The 19,065-nt window shown below is 65.8% G+C and carries 18 protein-coding genes; 2 read left to right on the plus strand and 16 right to left on the minus strand.

The features are described from left to right. Positions 1-4: 4 nt before the first annotated feature. The 9 genes from LOC56_RS03650 to LOC56_RS03690 all read right to left on the minus strand — a co-directional run bounded on the left by LOC56_RS03650 (position 5) and on the right by LOC56_RS03690 (position 9,050). A complete protein-coding gene (locus tag LOC56_RS03650) occupies positions 5-1,006 on the minus strand; it encodes a glycine betaine ABC transporter substrate-binding protein (RefSeq protein WP_229950582.1) in 1,002 nt (333 codons plus the stop codon). After that, positions 1,006-1,785 (minus strand): ABC transporter permease, encoded by a 780-nt coding sequence (locus LOC56_RS03655; protein ID WP_442860063.1) that lies wholly within the window; start codon positions 1,783-1,785, stop codon positions 1,006-1,008. The genes LOC56_RS03650 and LOC56_RS03655 overlap by 1 nt, the downstream gene beginning before the upstream one ends. After that, positions 1,782-3,065, minus strand: coding sequence for an ATP-binding cassette domain-containing protein (locus LOC56_RS03660; RefSeq protein WP_229950584.1), 1,284 nt, complete (start codon positions 3,063-3,065; stop codon positions 1,782-1,784). The genes LOC56_RS03655 and LOC56_RS03660 overlap by 4 nt, the downstream gene beginning before the upstream one ends. Then, a complete protein-coding gene (locus LOC56_RS03665) occupies positions 3,058-3,699 on the minus strand; it encodes an ABC transporter permease (protein WP_229950586.1) in 642 nt (213 codons plus the stop codon). Before LOC56_RS03665 ends, LOC56_RS03660 begins: the two co-directional genes overlap by 8 nt. 799 nt (positions 3,700-4,498) lie before the next feature. Beyond that, positions 4,499-4,936: a hypothetical protein gene (locus LOC56_RS03670; RefSeq protein WP_229950588.1), complete on the minus strand. Its 438-nt coding sequence runs from the start codon at positions 4,934-4,936 to the stop codon at positions 4,499-4,501. Positions 4,937-5,023: 87 nt separating this feature from the next. Further along, a complete protein-coding gene (locus tag LOC56_RS03675; protein ID WP_331460906.1) occupies positions 5,024-6,466 on the minus strand; it encodes an APC family permease in 1,443 nt (480 codons plus the stop codon). 527 nt (positions 6,467-6,993) lie between these two features. After that, positions 6,994-7,698: a DUF6308 family protein gene (locus LOC56_RS03680; protein ID WP_229950590.1), complete on the minus strand. Its 705-nt coding sequence runs from the start codon at positions 7,696-7,698 to the stop codon at positions 6,994-6,996. A gap of 171 nt (positions 7,699-7,869) precedes the next feature. Next, positions 7,870-8,493 (minus strand): hypothetical protein, encoded by a 624-nt coding sequence (locus LOC56_RS03685; RefSeq protein ID WP_229950592.1) that lies wholly within the window; start codon positions 8,491-8,493, stop codon positions 7,870-7,872. Further along, entirely contained in the window at positions 8,493-9,050 is a 558-nt protein-coding gene (locus tag LOC56_RS03690; RefSeq protein ID WP_229950594.1) for a hypothetical protein, read from the minus strand. The genes LOC56_RS03685 and LOC56_RS03690 overlap by 1 nt, the downstream gene beginning before the upstream one ends. Before the next feature lie 477 nt (positions 9,051-9,527). Between LOC56_RS03690 and LOC56_RS03695 the strand changes: the two genes are divergently transcribed. Next, positions 9,528-10,715: an acyl-CoA dehydrogenase family protein gene (locus tag LOC56_RS03695; protein WP_229950595.1), complete on the plus strand. Its 1,188-nt coding sequence runs from the start codon at positions 9,528-9,530 to the stop codon at positions 10,713-10,715. A 41-nt stretch (positions 10,716-10,756) separates the two neighbouring features. Continuing rightward, a complete protein-coding gene (locus tag LOC56_RS03700) occupies positions 10,757-11,410 on the plus strand; it encodes a nuclear transport factor 2 family protein (RefSeq protein WP_229950596.1) in 654 nt (217 codons plus the stop codon). A gap of 37 nt (positions 11,411-11,447) precedes the next feature. On the opposite strand, the gene LOC56_RS03705 is transcribed toward LOC56_RS03700, so the two are convergent. The 7 genes from LOC56_RS03705 to LOC56_RS03735 all read right to left on the minus strand — a co-directional run bounded on the left by LOC56_RS03705 (position 11,448) and on the right by LOC56_RS03735 (position 19,058). After that, on the minus strand, positions 11,448-12,695 hold the full coding sequence (locus LOC56_RS03705; protein ID WP_229950598.1) for an acetyl-CoA C-acetyltransferase: 1,248 nt from the start codon (positions 12,693-12,695) through the stop codon (positions 11,448-11,450). Beyond that, positions 12,692-14,269, minus strand: a complete 1,578-nt coding sequence (locus LOC56_RS03710) for a bifunctional 3-(3-hydroxy-phenyl)propionate/3-hydroxycinnamic acid hydroxylase (protein ID WP_229950599.1) — start codon at positions 14,267-14,269, stop codon at positions 12,692-12,694. The genes LOC56_RS03705 and LOC56_RS03710 overlap by 4 nt, the downstream gene beginning before the upstream one ends. Further along, on the minus strand, positions 14,266-16,221 hold the full coding sequence (locus LOC56_RS03715) for an acetoacetate--CoA ligase (protein WP_229950600.1): 1,956 nt from the start codon (positions 16,219-16,221) through the stop codon (positions 14,266-14,268). Before LOC56_RS03715 ends, LOC56_RS03710 begins: the two co-directional genes overlap by 4 nt. Continuing rightward, positions 16,218-17,069, minus strand: coding sequence for a fumarylacetoacetate hydrolase family protein (locus LOC56_RS03720; RefSeq protein ID WP_229950602.1), 852 nt, complete (start codon positions 17,067-17,069; stop codon positions 16,218-16,220). Before LOC56_RS03720 ends, LOC56_RS03715 begins: the two co-directional genes overlap by 4 nt. A gap of 3 nt (positions 17,070-17,072) precedes the next feature. After that, positions 17,073-17,765: a VOC family protein gene (locus LOC56_RS03725; protein ID WP_229950604.1), complete on the minus strand. Its 693-nt coding sequence runs from the start codon at positions 17,763-17,765 to the stop codon at positions 17,073-17,075. 74 nt (positions 17,766-17,839) lie between these two features. Further along, positions 17,840-18,364, minus strand: a complete 525-nt coding sequence (locus tag LOC56_RS03730) for a flavin reductase family protein (protein WP_229950605.1) — start codon at positions 18,362-18,364, stop codon at positions 17,840-17,842. Positions 18,365-18,404: 40 nt separating this feature from the next. Further along, positions 18,405-19,058, minus strand: a complete 654-nt coding sequence (locus LOC56_RS03735) for a nuclear transport factor 2 family protein (protein WP_229950607.1) — start codon at positions 19,056-19,058, stop codon at positions 18,405-18,407. Positions 19,059-19,065: the final 7 nt, after the last annotated feature.

Here is a 19,065-nt window from a genome sequence, read left to right on the forward strand (position 1 = left end):
CACCTCACTCGGGAGCGGTAATCAGGCCCTTCCCGACCATCCAGTCGAACGCGACGTCGGCGGGTTCCTGGCCGTTGACATCCACGGCAAGGTTCATCTTGCGCAGTTCCTCGTCCGTTAGCAACGGGGACACCTGCGCGAAGATGTCCACCAGCTCCGGATATTCCTCAAGCGCCTCGGTATTGAAGACCGGCGCCGCGTTGTAGGCGGGGAAGTAGGCCAGATCATCCTCGAGCACGGTCAGTCCCAGCGAATCGATCCGTCCGTCCGTGGCAAAGACCTCGCCGAAGTTGCACTCCCCGGCGTCGGTGGCCGAATACACGGCACCGGTGTCATAGATGCCGATGTTGGCGTCCGGCACGCCGTTGGGCGCCCCGCGCGGCATGCCGTACTTTTCCAGCAGCGGGTTCATGCCGTCCGGACGCGAGTTGAACTCGGCCTCAAGGCAGAACGTGCGCTCCTCCACCGGCAGGTTCGTGATGTCCGAGATACTGACCACGCCCAGCTCCTCGGCGGCCTCGCTGCGGATCGCCATGGCATAGGTGTTGTTCAGCGGTGCCGGATCGCCCCAGGTGACACCGTTTGCCAGGTCCGCGTCATGCACGGCCTGCCATTGTTCCTGCTTGTCCGGGATGCCTTCGCTCTGGCCGAGGTAGGCGATCCATCCGGTGCCGGTGTATTCCCAGGTCATGCCGGCCTGCCCGGACAGGAGCAGCTCCCGCGCCGGCTGGCTGCCGGGCACGTTGGTCAGGTCGGTGACGTCGAAGCCGGCGACCTTGGTGGCCAGCACAGCGATCTTGCCCAGGATGAGCTGTTCGGTGAAGTTCTTGCTGGTGATGGTGAGTTTGGCGTCGTCGGGCAGGCCCTCGACGGGCTGGATCAGCCCGGGGTCCGCGTCCGGCACGTAGGAGGCGGCAGGCTGCAGTCCGCAGCCTGCCAGCAGCAGGCCGACGGCGGCGGCTCCTGCCGCAGCGAGGCGGACGCGTGCGTTTGGCTGCTTTTTCATTAGAGTCCCTTCGGCCGGGCGATGTGCTCGACCAGCCGGCCGATCCAGTCGACCACCAGGGCCAGCAGCGCCACCAGCAGGGCTCCGGCAACCAGCACCGTGGTCAGGTTCAGGTTCACGCCGGTGGTGATGAGGATCCCCAGCCCGCCGCCGTTGACGAACGTGGCCAGGGTGGCGGTGCCCACCAAGAGCACCAGTGCGGTCCGGACGCCGGAGAGCATCACGGGCACCGCGAGCGGCAGTTCCAGCCGGAACAGCACCTGGGCGTTGCTCATGCCGACGCCCCGGCCGGCCTCCACAACCCGCGGGTCCACCTGCTGCAGGCCCACCATCGTGTTCCGCATGACCGGCAGCAGGGCGTAGACCACCAGCGCGCCGATGGCGGCGCGGAAACCGAAGCCGACCCAGAAGGCCAGCAGCACCAGCAGCCCGATGGCCGGCGCCGCCTGGCCGATGTTGGCCACCGCCATGACCGGTCCCGTGACCCGGCGCATCCGTCCGCGGGTGAGCAGCACGCCCAGCGGGATGGCGATCACCAGCACGATCACCGCGGACACTCCGGTGAGCAGGAGGTGCTGCACGGTGTACTCCCACAGCGCCGCGGGGTCCAGGGTGGTGCGCTCGGTGACGCTGAGGTCGGCAGTGGTCAGCCAGAGCATCAGGAGCCCGAAGGCCACCGCGATGCCGGCCAGCTGCAGCAGCAGCGGCCGCCAGGATGTCGGGCCGGCACCGGTTTCGGCTTCGGCCCGGGCCTGGGCGGCCGTGGGGACGGCCGTCATCGCGTGCCCTGGCCGGCGGCAGCACCGGCGTCGTCCTGCACTGCTGCCTGCGCGTCTGTCTCTGTCCCGCGTCGGATGCCGCCGCTGTTGAGGCCCACCGGTGCGCCGGACGAGCCCTGCTGCGCGGCGTCGTTCGCTGCCGTGATCGCTTCCATTACGGTCTGGACGGTGACCAGGCCGAGGAACCGGTCCCGCGGACCGGTCACGAGGGCGGCGCCGGTGCTGGAGACCAGCATGGTGTCCAGCGCGTCATTGAGCGTGGACTGCTCGCTGATCACCGGAAGCTTGGGATCAACGGCGTCGGTATGCCGGTCCAGGCGGCTGAGCTGGCGGCGGGAGAGCCATTGGATGGGCCGTTCCCGTTCGTCCAGCACGACGGCGTTCTGCTCGCCCGCGCCCTGCAGCCGGGAGAGGGTGTCGCTGGCTAGGTCCCCGATGCCGGCGGTAATCGGCGCGGCCAGCTCCACCTCGTTCACGCGGGTCAGGGTGAGCTGCTTCAGGCCCGCGCCGGAGCCGATGAAGTTTTCCACAAACTCGTTGGCGGGGTTGGCGAGGATCCGTTCCGGGGAGTCATACTGCACCAGCTGGGCGCCCTCGTCGAAAATGGCGATCCAGTCCCCCAGCTTCACCGCTTCGTCGAAGTCATGGGTGACGCAGACGATGGTCTTTTGCAGTTCGGACTGGATGTGCAGCAGTTCGTCCTGCAGCCGCTGGCGGGTGATCGGGTCCACGGCGCCGAACGGTTCATCCATAAGCAGCACGGGCGGATCGGCGGCCAGGGCACGGGCCACGCCCACGCGCTGCTGCTGCCCGCCGGACAGTTCCTTGGGGTAGCGGTCCCGGTAGAGGGCCGGATCCAGGGAAACCAGTTCGAGCAGCTCGTCCACCCGGGCCTGGATGCGGTCCTTGTCCCAGTTGAGCATCTTGGGCACGACGGCGATGTTCGCCGCCACGGTCATGTGCGGGAAGAGCCCGCCTGCCTGAATGACGTAGCCGATTCCGCGGCGCAGCTGGTCGCCGTCGATCCCGGTGACATCTTCGCCGTCGAGGATGATCCGTCCGCTGGAGGGCTCAATGAGCCGGTTGATCATTTTCAGCGTGGTGGTCTTGCCGCAGCCCGACGGGCCGACCAGCATCACGATGCTGCCCCGCGGGATTTCCATGGTCAGCCCGCCGACCGCAGGCTTGTCCTGTCCGGGGAAGCGCTTGGTGACGTCTTCAAGCAGGATGCCGGTGGCGGTGGCTGTGTCGCCGGTGGTTGGGGAAAGAGTCTCAGACACGGATACCTCGCGGGGTTGTGAGCCGGCCGAGGCCGACCAGGAGAAGGTCAAGGATCAGGGCCAGCAGGATGACGCCGACGACGCCGACCACCACGGATTCGAGGGAGTTGGCACCGCCCAGGCGGGAGAGTCCGGTGAAAATGAAGCCGCCCAGTCCCGGGCCGAGGGCGTAGGCCGCGATGGCGGCAATGCCCATAACCATCTGGGCGGACACCCGCACGCCGGCGAGGATGACCGGCCAGGCCAGCGGCAGTTCGATGCGCAGCAGCGTGCGCAGCCGGCTCATGCCGACGCCGCGGGCGGATTCGACGACGGTCGGGGAAATCCCGGCCAGGCCCACCACCGCGTTACGCAGGATGGGCAGGGTGGCATAGAACGCCACGACGATCACGGCCGGCACGGCGCCGAACCCGAAGGGCGCGATCAGCAGGCCGATCAGGGCGAAGGACGGCAGCGTCAGGCCTACTGCGGAGACGCCGTTGGCCACTCCGCTGAGGGTCTTATTGCGGTACACCAGGGCCGCAATGACCACGGCTATGACGGTCGCAAGGACGAGGCACTGGACAACTAGGCTGAAGTGCTGCCATCCGGCGAACAGGATCTGCTGATACCGGTCCGCCACGAATTCCCACACATCAAGACCTCTTCACTTTGGTTGCGTATGTTTCTTGTCGCCTGTTTCTTGTCGCCGCCCGGCGTTTGGTGTCCGTGTTTGGTGTCCGTGTTTGGTGTCCGTGTTTGGTCTCCGGGCGAAAACTACCAAGCAACCTTACCGTTACCTGCTTCACAAAGCGCCCCGAGGTGCTTCAAACCCGGTTTAACGTGATGTTTTTGCAACGGGCGGGGTGGGGCGGGCCGGGTGGGCCGGGTGGAGCAGGCCCGGCCGGGCGGGGTTGCCGGGTGGAGCGGGCCCGTGGGCTTGGGGGCGGGCCCGTGGGCTTGGGGGCGGGCCCGTGGGCTTGGGGGCGGGCCCGTGGGCTTGGGGGCGGGCCCGTGGGCTTGGGGGCGGGGGTGGGATGGGGATTTTCTGCCGGGGATTCGGCGGCCGGACGCATTCATAGTGCAGTTGATGTCCTCTGGCCGGTCCAGAGGCAGCATCTACTGCACTATGAACGTGCGGGCGGCGCCGGTTGTACAGATAACGGGGCTTACCCTCGTCCGGTGTACAGATAGCGGGGTTTAGCCTCGTCGGTTGTACAGATGACGGGGCTTAGCCTCGTCCGGTGTACAGATAGCGGGGTTTAGCCTCGTCGGTTGTACAGATGACGGGGCTTAGCCTCGTCCGGTGTACAGATAACGGGGCTTAGCCCCGTCCGGTGTACAGAAAACGGGGTTATTCGGCCGGCATAGGCCCGTTATCTGTACACCGGATTTTCGGAAACCGCCCCAGCCCCCTCCGCGACGAGGATCCCTGTGCAGCGGGCGACGTCCGGTCAGTGCCGGAAACCGAAACGCCCGTCGACAACGTCAGGAAGGGCAACCACACCCTGGCGGCCGGGCCTCGGAAGCCCTCGCTGCTTCCGCACCCTCGCGGCCCGGTATTCCTTCCGGCTCGCTACAGCAACTCGAACGGTAGACCAGAGCATCGCGGCCACGAGAATCACCGCAATCACTCTCAACATCCAGTCATCCGCCGCGAAAAGGCCAATGGCCGTGAAAACGAGGGTAAATACCGCATACAGGATGAGGAGAAGCACCCCCACCACCCAGGAATTGGGGTGGTCCGACGGCGGAGCACCGTCCGGCCGGAACCCGAGTTCGTCCGGGGCGTAGCTGTGGAGGTTGCCGAACTCCGTCCGATGAAGGAATCGCTTCTCGCCCCGGGCGAGGAGCCTCCGGTGCTCTGCGAAGACTTCCTCGTCGGTGAGCATCCTGTTCAGTATCATTGGTCCCCCATCATTGTCTGCGTTTAGTTATTCGGTCCGGATTTCCGCCGGCAAAGAAAACGGCCCGCCCAATCAGCCTTGCCGCACGCGGGACCGAAGCCGGGCAAGGAGGTGCTCCTCGGCGTCGGGGCCTGCCTTGATGCCGGCCGGCACCCGGAAGAAGAAGACCAGGCCGACCACCCACCATGCGGCGAACAGTACCCACGGCTCGACACCCAACGCCGCAGGCATGCCCGGCATGTAGAGGCTGAACAGGGCCAGGCCGAAGACCGCGGCGGCAATACCGATGACGATGCCGCCGTTGCCGCGCCCGCCGATCCGCAGCGGACGGTCCATGTCCGGTTCGCGGCGGCGCAGGATGAGGAATGAAATCGCCACCAGGGTGTAGGCCAGCACGATGCTGGGCGCCCCGGAGTCCACCAGCCAGCCGAGCATCTCCGCGCCGCCGAACGGAGCGAGGAAACTCAAGGCCCCGATGAACAGCAGTGCGTTGTGCGGGGTGTGGTATTTCGGATGCAGGCGGCCGAACCAGGCCGGGAGCATTCCTGAGCGGGCAAGGGAATACATCAGGCGGGAAGCACCCATCAGCAGCGAGTTCCACGAGGTCAGGATGCCTGCGATGCCGCCGGCGATCAGGATCTTGGCCATGAGGTCCGAACCGAACATGGCTCCGACCGCGTCCGCCGTCGCAATGTCCGTCTGCGCCAGGTCTCCGGCGGACATGGCCGAGGAAGTCGTCAGTACCACCATGAGGTACCAGATGGTCGCCAGGACCACGGAGACCACCACGAGCTTGCCGATCTGCTTGGCGGGGATGTTCACTTCCTCGGCGGACTGCGGAATCACGTCGAACCCGATGAACAGGAAGGGCACCACCACCAGGACCGCGAAGAACCCGGTCATGCCGTTGTTGATCCACGGCTCCATGTTGGCCACGGACCCTCCGGTGAAGGACCCGGCGATCATCACCAGCCCGATGGCCAGCAGGAAAAGCACCACGAAGGTCTGCACGATGCCCGCTTCCTTCACGCCGCGGATGTTGATCCAGGTGATTACGACGGCGGCAACCGCACCTACCAGCGCCCAGGTCAGGTGCACGTCGAAGCCCGCCACGGTCCACAGGTGGATCTGGCTCAGGTCCGGGAAGATGTACTGCACGGTGCGGGGCAGGGCCACGGCTTCGAACGCCACGATGGTCACATAGCCGCCGATGATGGCCCAGGATCCGATGAAGGAGGTCCGCGGACCCATGGCCCGCATGATGTAGTTGTGCTCGCCGCCTGCTTTGGGCATCGCCGCGCAGAGCTCGGCGTACGTCAGTCCGACCACCGCCATAATGACGCCGCCGGTCAGCATGGCCAGCACCGAGCCGAGGGTGCCGGCATTGATCAGCCAGTCGCCGGTGAGCACCACCCAGCCGAAACCGATCATTGCGCCGAAACCAAGGGCCAGGACGTCGATCCGGCCGAGGACTTTCTTGAGCGAGGGCTCGGTTTCGTGGAGCGAGGTTCCCACCCGGCACCCCTTTCCATGTCGTGCCGCCTCATAGGGGCAAGTGATGACGCAGCATGGGTGCGGAGAGTGGCTCCGGCTGCGTTGACGGAAGTACAACGCTAATGCACTTTGTGTTTGCGGTCACATCCGCACTTCGCAAGGATTCACGTTCTGTGCAGCCGACGCCGGCTGACATGGTCCGAGGCGGCATCAGCTGCCCAGAAGGCGGCGCGTCCTGCAGGATTTCCCACTCACTGGGATGGGATGTCGCTGCTGTTGCCACACCAGAAACAGCAGTCACAGGAGGTAGGTACTTCTGCGCGATCCATGGGCCCGGACGCGTTCATAGTGCAGTTAGTCTCCCCTGGCCGGCCGGTACGCAGCATCAACTGCACTATGAACGTGCGGGCCGCGCCGGTTGTACAGATACCGGGCTTCTCCGCGCCGGTTGTACAGATAACGGGGCACAGCCGCATCGGTTGAGCAGATAACGGGCTTATTCCGCGGGGATAACCCCGTTATCTGCTCAGTAGATGCACATTGCGGGGCTAAGCCTCTTCGTCTTCGCCGGTCGGGGGCTGGGTCGCGCCGCCGCCGGTGCCGTGCATCCACAGGACCACGTCCATGACGCGGAGCCGGGAAACGGGGTGCGGGAGCTCTGCGCGGCGCTGGATTTCATCGAGGTGGAGGGCGAGAGCGCCGCTGTCCTTGGTGAGCGCCTCGTACCAGTCATCCCACTGGGTCAGGGAGCCCTTCAGCTTCGTCTCGTTCTTCACCACTGAGTCCCAGATGGGGATCAGTCGGGGACGCTTCCGGGCCAGCAGCTTGCTCGCCTTGGTTGGTCCAATCCCCCATTTTTCCTTCTTCTGAAGATCCTTTCCGCGGAGGATGTTCCAGAGCTGCCAGGCCGGGCCATCTTCACCGAGGACCTTCTCCACCTCGTCGCGGCTGAGGGCCGTCAGGTCCAGATCAACGGGGATCTGGGCAAGCAGTGCGGTGATGTCTTCGCGGCGCGTCTCAAGGACGCCAATGACCGCCGTCGGGGAAAAGCGAACGGAGAGGAACGAGGCGGCGAGCACGTCATCCGCTGTGATGGTGTTGACGACCTCGGGTGCGTCTCCACCTCCGGCCCAGGTGTCGAAGCGCGCTCCGGTGCGGATCCGGCCCTTGGAAACGGGTTCGGTGTAGTAGTTCTTGAGCAACGTAACGGCGTTGTCGGTTTGCTCTTCGGTCAGTATTTCAGGAATGTGCACGGCGTGGATCCCCCAATAGTCGACAGGGCAGCAGTCGCTCCCCAGTCCGTTGATAGTACAGAAAACGTCCCCTGCTGATACCGCAGGGGACGCTGCTGAAGTCCGCTGGTGCCTCAGCACCTCAGATTCCGTCGGTCGGTTGGACCGGTCCGCAGCCGAGCCGCAGCCAGACTAATCCTCGCCCGGTTCCACGCTCTCAATGACCACGTTTGTTCCGCTGTCGGGGTGGTAGCTCCAGGACGCGGAGAATCCGCCCCACTCTGCGCTTTGCCGCCCGTCCAGGGCTCTCGTGTTGTCCATTCGGCTGGTTACGCTGTCGGGTATGTCAAGGGCCTGGAGCACGCATTCGATGTCCGCGTAGTCGACCCCCTCCTCGAGGTAATCAGTGCCCTCGCTATCCATCGTTAGACTCTGTCCGGAATCGCCAAGCTCAATACCCGTTTGTTCATGGACGCCACAACTCTGCACCGCGTCGAATAACACTGTGGACGGCTCGGGAGATCCGGACATATCGATCTGCGCAAGCAGTAGCCCCGCGCCCAGACCAACAACAATTCCAGCACCGGCGAACAGCACGTAGTTCCGCCGCGACGGAGGCAGCTGGACGGCAGCCGGGTACGGCGTCATACCGAACGGCGGTGCCGCGGGATTCTCCGGTCCGGTCCCGGACTGCGCGGGAGACCCGGACTGTGCGGGAGGGGCCGGAGGCAGCGGCGGCATGGGCTTCATCTGCGCACTCTCCGTGCTGTCGGCAGGGTTCTGCGGACCCGGGTACGTTGCGTCGTTCTGCGTCATTACTGCTTCTCCCACTTTCCGCATCGGCTTGACTTGAAGTCTTGGCCCTCGGACAGGGTGACAGTGGGCCTGCCTCCGCCGGGGAGATCGTTTTGCAGGATGTCGTCACCGTTCGAACCGCTTCGGTAAATCCCCCAGTAGCAGCTGGAGCCGACGTCGGCCGCGGTTGTGTAGGTCCCCGGCGAAACGTTGGTGCCCACCGTCCAAGTACCGTCGCTGACGGTGTCGGCAGCCTTCTGCTTCTCCGCGGCGGTGACAGCCGATTCCCGCTTTTCCACATCGGCCTCGGCCTTTGCGGCGGCTTCTTCGCGCTCCCCTACCTTCGTCTCCCGGGCGTATATGCCGCTGGAGAGCTTGTTGTAGTCCTCCTTCATAACGCTGTAGTCGTCCTGGGACTTCTCGAGCATCGACTGGCGCTGCGCCGATTCTTCCGAGAGCGCGATGTATTCCTCGCTCCGGGTCGGGTCGGTCAGGAAATGTCCACCTACAGCGCCGCCGGCAAGCAGTACGACGCCGGCGGCCGCCAGCCAGATCCGTGCGGCTTTACGTTTCGCCACCTGTCGGTCCACCGGTGGTTTGTCCGCAGGGTTCGTGGCCGTGCGCCGGTCTCCTCGTGCTTTCCTACCCCGCAGGGACGCTGGGGTATCGGTCTCCGGGGCAGGCGGCGGCGGAGGTACTGAGCCGGCAGTCACCATCTCTGCGGTTTCTGGTTCTGCAACCCGTGGCTGCTCCGGGGTGGACTGACTGGCGTGCTGCTGCGACATTCGTGGGTCTTTTCGCTGGTGCGGATCGAGGCGGGCGTGCACACCCGCCGCCGCACGCGCGGCCGCTTTCGGATGCACGCCCCTATATACATTCGGCAGCCGAAACCCATCCGTAAGGGGAAGGACATCTCATGGCATCAGCCAAGGGGGATCGCTTTGGACTCGCCGCCGCAGTTTCCGCAACGCAGCGCACCGGGCGACCATTGTGCACTACTGAACTGGTACGTACAGTATAGTTCGGTTATCACGTCACCCACGAGAGGTATACCGATGTCGACGACGACAACGACCGCCCCCACAGCAAGCGAGCTCATCGCCCGCGCGGAAAAGCTGGTCCCGCTATTACGGGAGCGCGCATCCGAGGCCGAGAACCTCCGACGGCAGCCCGATGAGACCATCGAGGATTTCAAATCAGCCGGGTTCTTCACAGCGATGGTGCCCGCCGAACACGGAGGCTCCGCACTCGGCCTCAGCGAGTTCGCCGACCTCGTCCGCGTCCTCTCGCGGGGCGATGCCTCTGCCGGCTGGATCGCCGCATTCCTCATCTCGCACTCGACCCTCCTCTATCGCTACGGCGCGGAAGCACAGGGCGAGTTCTTCGCGGAAAAACCGTACGGACTGACCGTCGCCGCTGCGGGCCCGCCCGGAGCCGCAACCCCCGTGGAGGGCGGATATAGCCTCTCCGGCACCTGGCGGTTCGGTTCGGGTGTTCTACACGCCGAGTGGGCCGCACTCAGTGCAATGTCCCCCGATGGCCCTCTCAGCGTTGTGGTACCCGTCAGTGAGACGGAGATCGTCGACACCTGGCACGTCCCCGGAATGAAGGCGACGGGCTCCAACGACATCCAGGTAGAGGGACTCTTCGTTCCCCGCCACCGCACGGTTTCCTTCCCCGCATACTCGTCCGAGCACAACGAGGGTGCGGCACTGACTGAATACCCGCTCATCGGCTACCCCATGAACCGCACGCTCAACCTCATCCATTCCGCTGTCGCGATCGGCACCGCAGACGCGGCCCTCGAGCTCTTCGCGGCCGGTCTCGGTAAGCGGGTCCGGATGCAGACGCAGCAGAAGCAGATCGACGAGCCGATCACCCGCCAGACCTACGGCAAGGCATGGGACCTCGTACAGGTCGCGGGTCTCCAGTTACACGACGCACTTGCGCACACTGACCGGGTTTACGGCCGGCACTCAACCGGTCCCGCGTCGCTCGCAGACCGCGCCCGCATCAATCTGGGGCTGACCGGATCCGGGCAGAAAGCTTTCCAAGCCATCGACCTCGTGGTGCGGGCAGCCGGTGCCTCCATCTTCCGCACCGGCGACCCGCTGGAGCGGATCGTCCGCGATACACAGGTCATGCGCAATCACGCCGCAGTCGACTTCGAAACCATGGCGTCCGTCGCCGGCGGCGCGCTGCTCGGTGTTGGTATCGGCGACTACGCCGAGCCCATGTTCTAAGTCGACCCGACTGCCCTCCACCTACTGATAAGGAAGACCGCATGACCGACATTGCTGCACTTGAACGCCGGATTTCCCGAACCGAGGCCTACATCGAGATCTCGAACATCATGGGAAGGATTGAGTTCCTCCACTCCGCATACGCGAACGAACCGATTGTGCCGTACTTCAGCACACGGCCCGACACCGTGATCGAACTCCCGTTCGGCCGCTACACCGGTTCCGACGCCGCGCAGCGCTGCTTCGTCGGCGCGCTCGACGAGGGCCTCCCGCCCCGCGACCTCAGCGGTGAGTACGTCGAGCACCTCCTGTCCACACCCGTCATCGAGGTTGCCGATGACCTCGAAACGGCGAAGGCCGCGTGGATCACGCCGGGCGCCGAGGCTCACCACCTCGGTTGGGTCGAGGGCAATCCCCTCCACGGGTTCTGGTACTGGGGCCGCTACCACCTGGTCTTCCGCAAGGAAGACGGCGCCTGGAAAATCTGGAAGTACCGGAACTCCCTCACGTTCGTTGCCGATTACTACAAGAGCTTCACGGACGGCAGCCTCCCCCGACCCCCAGCGCCGATCGGGAACGGCGGACCGGACAGTGCTCCGCGATTCCAGGTCGAGTACACCCCGTCGTGGGATCCCAAGGAACTCGTGCACGCGCCGGAGCCCTACGCCACGTTCGTCGATGAGGACGAGTTCTAAGCACGCAGGAACACCGAAAAGCGGGCGGGGGGATAAATCACCCCGCCGCGTTGCCGTCTGGCCCTCCCCGGGGGGGGTGGCGCACCCATGCCATCCCCTGCCCGCCGCCCACGCACAGCGTGGCCATGCCAAGCGTCTTGTCCTCGGTCGACAGGCCGTTGATCAGCGTGCCGATGAGGCGGGTGCCGGTCGCACCGAAGGGATGTCCGATGGCAATCGCCCCGCCGTGCGTGTTGAGCTGACGGTCCATGTCGATCCCGAGCTCCCTCGCAGAAGCCACGACCTGGACGGCGAATGCCTCGTTGATTTCGATCAGGTCGAGGTCAGCGATGGTCAGGCCGGCCCGACGCAGCGCCCGCCGCGACGATTCCACGGGTCCGAGCCCCATGATCTCCGGCGACAGACCTGAGACAGCGGTCGAGACGATGCGTGCCAGTGGCTGCAGACCGTGCGCCTTCGCATACCGTCCGGAGACGACCACTGCGGCGGATGCACCGTCATTGAGCGGGCAGGCATTGCCTGCCGTGACCGTTCCGACGGGCGAGAACACAGGCTTCAGCTCGGCCAGCACCTCCGCCGTGGTCCCCGGACGAAGCGAGTCATCCTGGTCGAAGATTGACCCGTCCGGCCGCACCACGGGCACGATCTCCCGTGCCAGGTAGCCGCTGGCCTGTGCTTCCCCTGCCAGGCGCTGCGAGCGCGCAGCGAAGGCGTCCTGATCGGCCCGGCTGACTCCGGTCAGCCGCGCCACATACTCAGCCGTGTGACCCATTTGGATATAGGCGTCGGGCATCCCGCCGTCGGTGCGCGGGTCGTGCCACGACGCCCCCGACAGCATCGCCTGCGCGGTGCGTTCGGCCGCTGCGTCGAACGCGGCATTGCCCGCCCCGGCCGGAGGGGCCGCGTGCGATGTCGACTCGGTACCTCCGACGAGGAACGCGTCCCCTTCGCCGGCCTTAATGGCGTGGAACGCCATCCGGGTGGTTTGGATCGAGGACGCGCAGAAGCGGTTCACAGTCGTGCCCGGCAGTGTGTCGTAACCGAGCAGCGTCGCCACGACCCGGGCCATATTGAAACCCTGTTCCCCGTCGGGGGCCGCCGTGCCGAGCATCAGGTCATCGACGTCGTCGATGGACAATCCTGGTACACGGTCGATGACGCCGGCGAAGACCTGGCGGGCGAGTTCGTCGCCGCGCACGTCGGCGAGTCCGCCCTTGCGGGCACGGCCGATGGCGGTACGGGCAATGGAGACGATGACGGCGTCGTTGTCAGTAAGCATGGTCATGCGGACTCCCGTAGGTGGGTTGGTTCAAGGGCGGCCATGAGGTTTACGGCGTCGTCAACGGTCTTTGCGGAGGCGAACCCATGGAAGTCGGGACGGTAGACGACGGCCACCGCCGTATCGAAGACCTCCCCGTATCGGCCGTCGACGTCACTGCCGCTGTGGCGGTTGCGGGCGGCGGTGTCGGCGGGCATGACCTCGATGACCTTGCACGGGAATCCGGCTGGTTTGGCCGCACGGATACGCTCCGCATCGTCCTCGCTCACCACGCGCCCGTCGACGAAGGCCACGAACTCACCCCAGGTAATCCGGTCCGCGGCCGTCTCGCTGCCGTCGAGGCCACGCAACCGTCCCTGCACGCCGATTCGGCCGGCGACCGGATCGGCCCCGGGCGCACCGCCGGGGAAAAAGCCCGGACCGAGGATCTCCGGGGGCATGGGGGGAAGTGCATTCCAGGGGAACGGCCCGGCACTGAGGAAGTGGGTGTCGCGCGCCTCGACCTTGGCGGGGTCGGTCTCGCAGATCATCCGGCCGAGTTCGAGCGACATCATCAGCGCATGCTGAACGTGTGCACCCCGCTCGCTCCCATAGGTGTCGAGCAGACTGAGCGGTGCGAGCCCGCTCAGCACGTGGTCAATCTTCCACACGAGGTTCGCGACATCGCGGACCCCCGACACCATGCCCCGCCCGAAGAAGGGCGGCATCTGGTGCGCGGCGTCGCCGGCGACGAACACGCGCCCGCGGCTCCATTCGGTGACGCACCGCGCGTTGAACGTGTACATCGCCAGGCGCTCGAGGTCCGCGTTCTCGGGAGTGACCTCCCAGGGAGCGACAAGTTCCCAGGCGTTCTCCGTGCTGGCGAATGCCGCAGCGTCCTCACCGGGCATCAGCATGAATTCGAAGCGGCGCCGCCCAGGACCACCCGAGACAACAGACGTCGGACGCAGGGGGTCGCAGATCTGGCCGTTCTCGGGCGTCCATTCACGCTCGGCCATCTGGAGATCCATCACCAGCCAGTCCGAACTGAAGTCCAGATCCGTCATTGCCAGCCCGGCGAGTTCCCGCACGGCGGAGTTGGCACCGTCGCATCCCACGAGGAATTTGGCACGGACCGTGGCCCCGCCGGCAGGGCCGTGGATGACCGCCGATACCCCCTCGGCATCCTGGTCAAACCCGGTAAGAGCGGTCCCCCAGCGAATCTCGAGCCCTTCGGCCATCTCCTGGTGCCGCCGCAGCGCGGCTTCGAGGTCGGGCTGGGCGAACATAGTGGACTCCGGCCAGCCCTGCGGACCATCGAGGGGTGCGGGGAAGGTCAGCAGGAGCTTCCGATCGGCAGTCAGCCAGTCGTAGCTCAGGGCAGGCTCGCTGAATGTGGCCTGCTCCTCCGCATCCAGGCCTACTCCGGCCAGGAATCGGTTGACATCCGGGTCGTAATGGACGGCCCGCGGCAGAGAATACGGCTCGCGGTGCTGCTCAACGGCCAGCACCCGGTACCCGCGCTGTGCAAGGTAGAGCGAGGTCAGTTGCCCAACCACGCCCTGCCCCACAACAAGCACATCGACATCGTTGTCGCTCATTTGGCTTCGATTCCATTCTGTTCGTTGAATACTCGGGCCCGCTGGACGAACCAGTCGACCGTGCCTGGGTTCTGCAGCGATCCGCGGTTGACCGCCTTGGCCTGGTCATACCCCAGGAACACCTTCTTCAAGGGCACCTCGATCCGCTTACCGGAGTACGTGACGGGAATGCCCGGCGCTGCCTCGATCGCGTCCGGAACGTGCCGCGCCGTCGCTCGGGAACGGATCGCGGTCCGGATCCGCGCGGCCAGGTCGTCGCTGAGTTCGACGCCGTCGGCCAGTTCGACGAACAGCGGCATCCAGTACCGCCCGCCCGGCATTTCGATCCCCAGAACGACGCCGTTACGCACCTCTTCCAGGGTCTGCAGTGCGGCGTAGATCTCCGCGCTGCCGAGCCGCACGCCGTCGCGGTTGAGCGTCGCGTCGGATCTTCCGTGCACCACCACACCCCCGCGCGGGGTGCGGCTGATCCAGTCGCCGTGCGTCCAGACGGACGGATCGGCTTCGAAGTACGCCGCGTGGTACTTGGCGCCATCCTCATCGCCCCAGAAGCGGACCGGCATTGACGGCATCGGACCGGTCAGCACGAGCTCGCCCACTTCGTCGTCCGCCGCCTCCCGGCCGTCCTCCGCGCGGACCTGGACGGGAGTTCCGAGCGTCGGTCCCTGCAGTTCACCGAGGTGCACGCGCTGCCACGGATTGCCCCCGATGAAACCGCTGCAGATATCGGTGCCGCCGGAATCACTCGACAGGTGGACATCGGCCTTGACCGCGGCGTGGACCCAGCGCCAGGTCGAGGGGGCGAGAACCGATCCCGTTGACATGATGGTGTCCAGGCACGAGAGGTCGTAACGGTCTCCCGGGCGCAGACCGGACTTCTCCACGAGGGCGAGATATGCGGCCCCGGTGGCGAGCATCGTCGCCTTTGTCTGAGCGACGAGTGCGAACTGGCGGTCGGCGTCCGGCCACACGGACGCACCGGGGAAGGTAACCACTGACGCCCCGACGCTGAGCGTGTTCGGAAGAGTGTTCCACACCATCCAGGACGTGTTCGCTGCGGTGAAGTAGCGGTCACCCGGACCGAGGTCGAACTGCAGCCCGATTCCCTTGGCGGATTCGAGCAGCATTCCGCCGTGTCCGTGCACGATTCCCTTCGGCGTGCCGGTGGTTCCGGAGGAGAAGAGGACCCACAAGGAGTGGTCGAACGGGAGGCGCCGGTAGTCCGCGGGTGCAGGCGGCAAGGCATCGAGGTCGTCGAGGTACACGACGTCGGTCACCGTGGGCAGCGCGGAGCCGACCGAGTCCACCAGCGGCCGGGAGTCGACCGCGCGGCCCTTGAACGTGTAGCCGGAGAAACCCAGCAGCACGCGGGGCTCGAGCGGCGCCAGCCTGTCGACGATGGCAGGTTTGGCAAAGTCGGGCGAGCACACCGACCAGATCGCGCCGAGGGACGCGGCCGCGAGCATCGCAGCGATCGCCTCGGGGATGTTCGGAAAGACGCCCGCGACGACGTCGCCCTGCTCGACGCCGAGGCCGCGGAGGCGGGCGGCGAGGGCCGCAACACGATCACGGAGACCGGCCCAGGTCCACTCGATGCGCCCGTCCTCGGACAGTCCGACGATCGCCACCTCGTCCGGCCGGGTGTCCGCATGCCGCAGGACGTTCTCGGCATAGTTCAGCCGCGCCTCCGGGTACCAGACCGCACCGGGCATGCGGCGCTCCGAAAGGGCAGGTCCCACCAGCCCGTCGCCTATCAGGCCCGCATGCTCACGTACGAGATCCCAGAATGCCCCGGGCTCCTCGACCGACCACCGCCAGAAGGCAGGATAGTCGTCGAGGAGCACGCCGTGGCGTTCGAGGGCGAGCTCACGGAGGGCCCACATCTGGGTGTTCCGGATGCTCTCCTCGGTGGGCGCCCAGGTGACTTCGGGCGCCCCGGACGTCTCGGTCACGATGCCGCGGTGAACTCGTTCGTAAACGAGCCGAAGCCGTCGAGGGTGCTGGTGAGGCGATAGCCCGGCCGCATCAGTATCCCGCGCGAGAGGCCCACACCCGCGGGCGTGCCCGTGAAGATGATGTCACCGGGCAGCAGCGTCACGATCTGCGAGAGCCGGTGGATGCTCTCGTCGATCGGGAAGAACAGCTGATCCGTGTCGCCGTCCTGAAGAGTGATTGTCTCTTCGCCCGGGCGCTCGAGCACCGCGTGGAACGAGATGGAGTCCCGGTTCGGGAATTCGTCCGGTGTGACCACGTACGGTCCGAACGGTCCGAAATTCGGGAACGACTTGCCCATCGAGAACTGCGGTACGGGGGGACGGCGCTGCACAGTGCGCTCCGAGTAATCCTGTCCGACGGCGATGCCGGCCACATGCTGCCAGGCATCGGCCTTCTCGATCCGGCGGCCTTCCTTACCGATAACCACGACAATCTCTGTTTCGTAATCGACGTCGTCGCTTGGCAGTTCGACCTGTGCGTTGGGCGCTGCGAGGCTGGAGCGGAACTTCGTGAAGACGATCAGGTCATCGGGTGCCGGGATGTTGGCCTCGGCGGCGTGGTCCTTGTAGTTCACGCCGATGGCGAGCACCTGCGGAGGCCTCGGGACCGGGATGCCGAGATCGGCCGGCTCGAAGGGCACAGCCGCCGGCAGGGTGGCCGCGGCCGCCCAGGCGGCGAAGTCACTCCAGCGCTCGTAGACATCCATCGGGTCAGGCCCGAAAGCGCCGTCGGAGGCTTTGGCGATGTCGACTGCTCCCCCCTCGGTCACGAGGGAGGCACGGCCGTTCAGGTTGGCTATACGCATGTGTCAGGCCTCCGCTGCGAGCGGGAAGGGAACTCCGCGCAGGAGCTCGGGGTTCGCCGCGATCTTCTCTGCCCAACGGTCGGGGAACGACGGGTTGGGAACCTCGACGGCGGGACGGAACTCACCGGCATAAGCCCGGCGGTGAATCTCCTCGTGATCCATCCCCGCCTCGCGTGCGGCAACCAGCTTGTCCGGGTCGAACTGCGGTCCGAGCTGGTCCTCCGCGAACTCGCGTGATGCCCACATCCACTCGCTCGACTTGCCCCAGTCATGGAAGTTGTCCACCTGGATCTCGATGCCGTTCCCGTCCGGGTCGGTGTAGTACATGGACATCGTCATGCCATGGTCCATGTTGAAGGCGGGCAGGATGTCCTGGTCCCGCAGGCGGACGTAGTTGTCCAGCCACGAGTCGAAGTCGGGGTATTCGAACGCCGTGTGGTGGATCCCGGCCGAGTGGGGTTTGTCCACCGGCGGGACCGTGCCGGGGATGCGGAGAAGTGCGATGCGGTGGTTCGCCTCATCGTTAACCAGCCAGGCGGCGTTCTCCGAGTAGAAGATCGGCTGCAGGCCGCAGACGGCCTCGTAGAATTTCACCATGGGGTCGATCTCCATGGTCATGAAGGTCGCGTGGTGGAGTTTGGGGGCGCGGATAGGGCGCGGTTTCGGCGTGGTGGCATAGACGGACTGGGACATCATTGTTCCTTCACTCGGCGGCTGCGCTGCAGCCGATTCATTGCTGTACTTGCGGCTCGGTTTTGTCAGGAGGGCCCTCAGGCCGCCGGCTCCACGGGGGTGAAGTGACCGAACCGGCGGTGCTGATAAACGAGGCCGGCGACATCGAAGCTGTCCGCAGCACCGACGAGACCCGTCACGATCGTGTGATCGCCCGCCCGCACCAGGTCCACGACCTGGCACGCTGCCCACGACGCGATGCCGGCAATACGCGGCAATCCCTGATCCATCACCCAATCCACGCCGGCGAACCGGTCGAGCCCACGCCTTGCGAAGGTCGAGGCGATCCCCGCCTGGTCGAAGGCGAGGACATTGAGACCGAACCGCCCGGACCGCGTGATCAACTCGAGCAGGTCTGAGTCGTGTTGAAGCGACACGAGGACCATCGGTGGATCCAGCGACAACGATGCGAACGCACTGACCGTTGTCCCATGCGGGACACCGAGAGTGGTCGTCACGATGGAGACGGGCGTGGCGACGGCTCCCATGGCTGCCCGGAATGCCTGCGGATCAACGGAAACTTCTGTATGCGTATCCACCGGTACCTCCTCATTGAGATTCATAGTCGTACTGTACGGTGTAGTGCAGATAAGTGCAATGGGTTTATTCCGGCGGCCCGGGGAACGTGTCGTACGGCTCCGGGGCGAGCGGGAGCTCACGGGGGTCCCAGACCGGCGAGTAGGGCACCTGACCGCGGGGCGGAGCATCTGGTCCGTTCTCGTCGTAAGGCGGCAGAGGCGGGATCAGCTGCGCAGCGGCATCCGTGAAGCTGGCGCTGTAGTCTGTGATGAAGGTGGCCGAGAGCCGGAAGTGCCAGAGCCGCCAGGCATCGTCTTCACGGACGAAATCCGCCGAGTACCGTCCCCAGTACCAAAGCGCCCGAAGCGGGTTGCCTTCAACCCAGCCGAGGTGATGCGCCTCGGCGCCCGGTGAGATCCATGCCGCCGAAGCGGTGCGCCCGTCCTGGGCAACTTCCACCACCGGAGTCGTGAGCAGGTGCTCAACGTACTCACCGGTCAGATCGCGCGAGGGCGCCTTCATCGGTGGCGGCGCCCACGCTCTCCGGGCGGCGTCCGGCCCGGTGAACGTACCGAACGGCATCTCCACAACCAGGTCCTCCCGGTCCGCGAACAGCGGTGGAATCAGGTCATCCCGATAGGCCGAGTGGTAGAACGCATAGCGCCCCATGAGGTTTTCGATTTCATGAACAGCTTCGAGGCGCTCCAGTCGGCGGGTGATATCTGCGAGTTCGGACATGATGCCC

The organism is Arthrobacter sp. zg-Y179 (assembly GCF_020907345.1).
Lineage (GTDB): Bacteria > Actinomycetota > Actinomycetes > Actinomycetales > Micrococcaceae > Arthrobacter_B > Arthrobacter_B jinronghuae.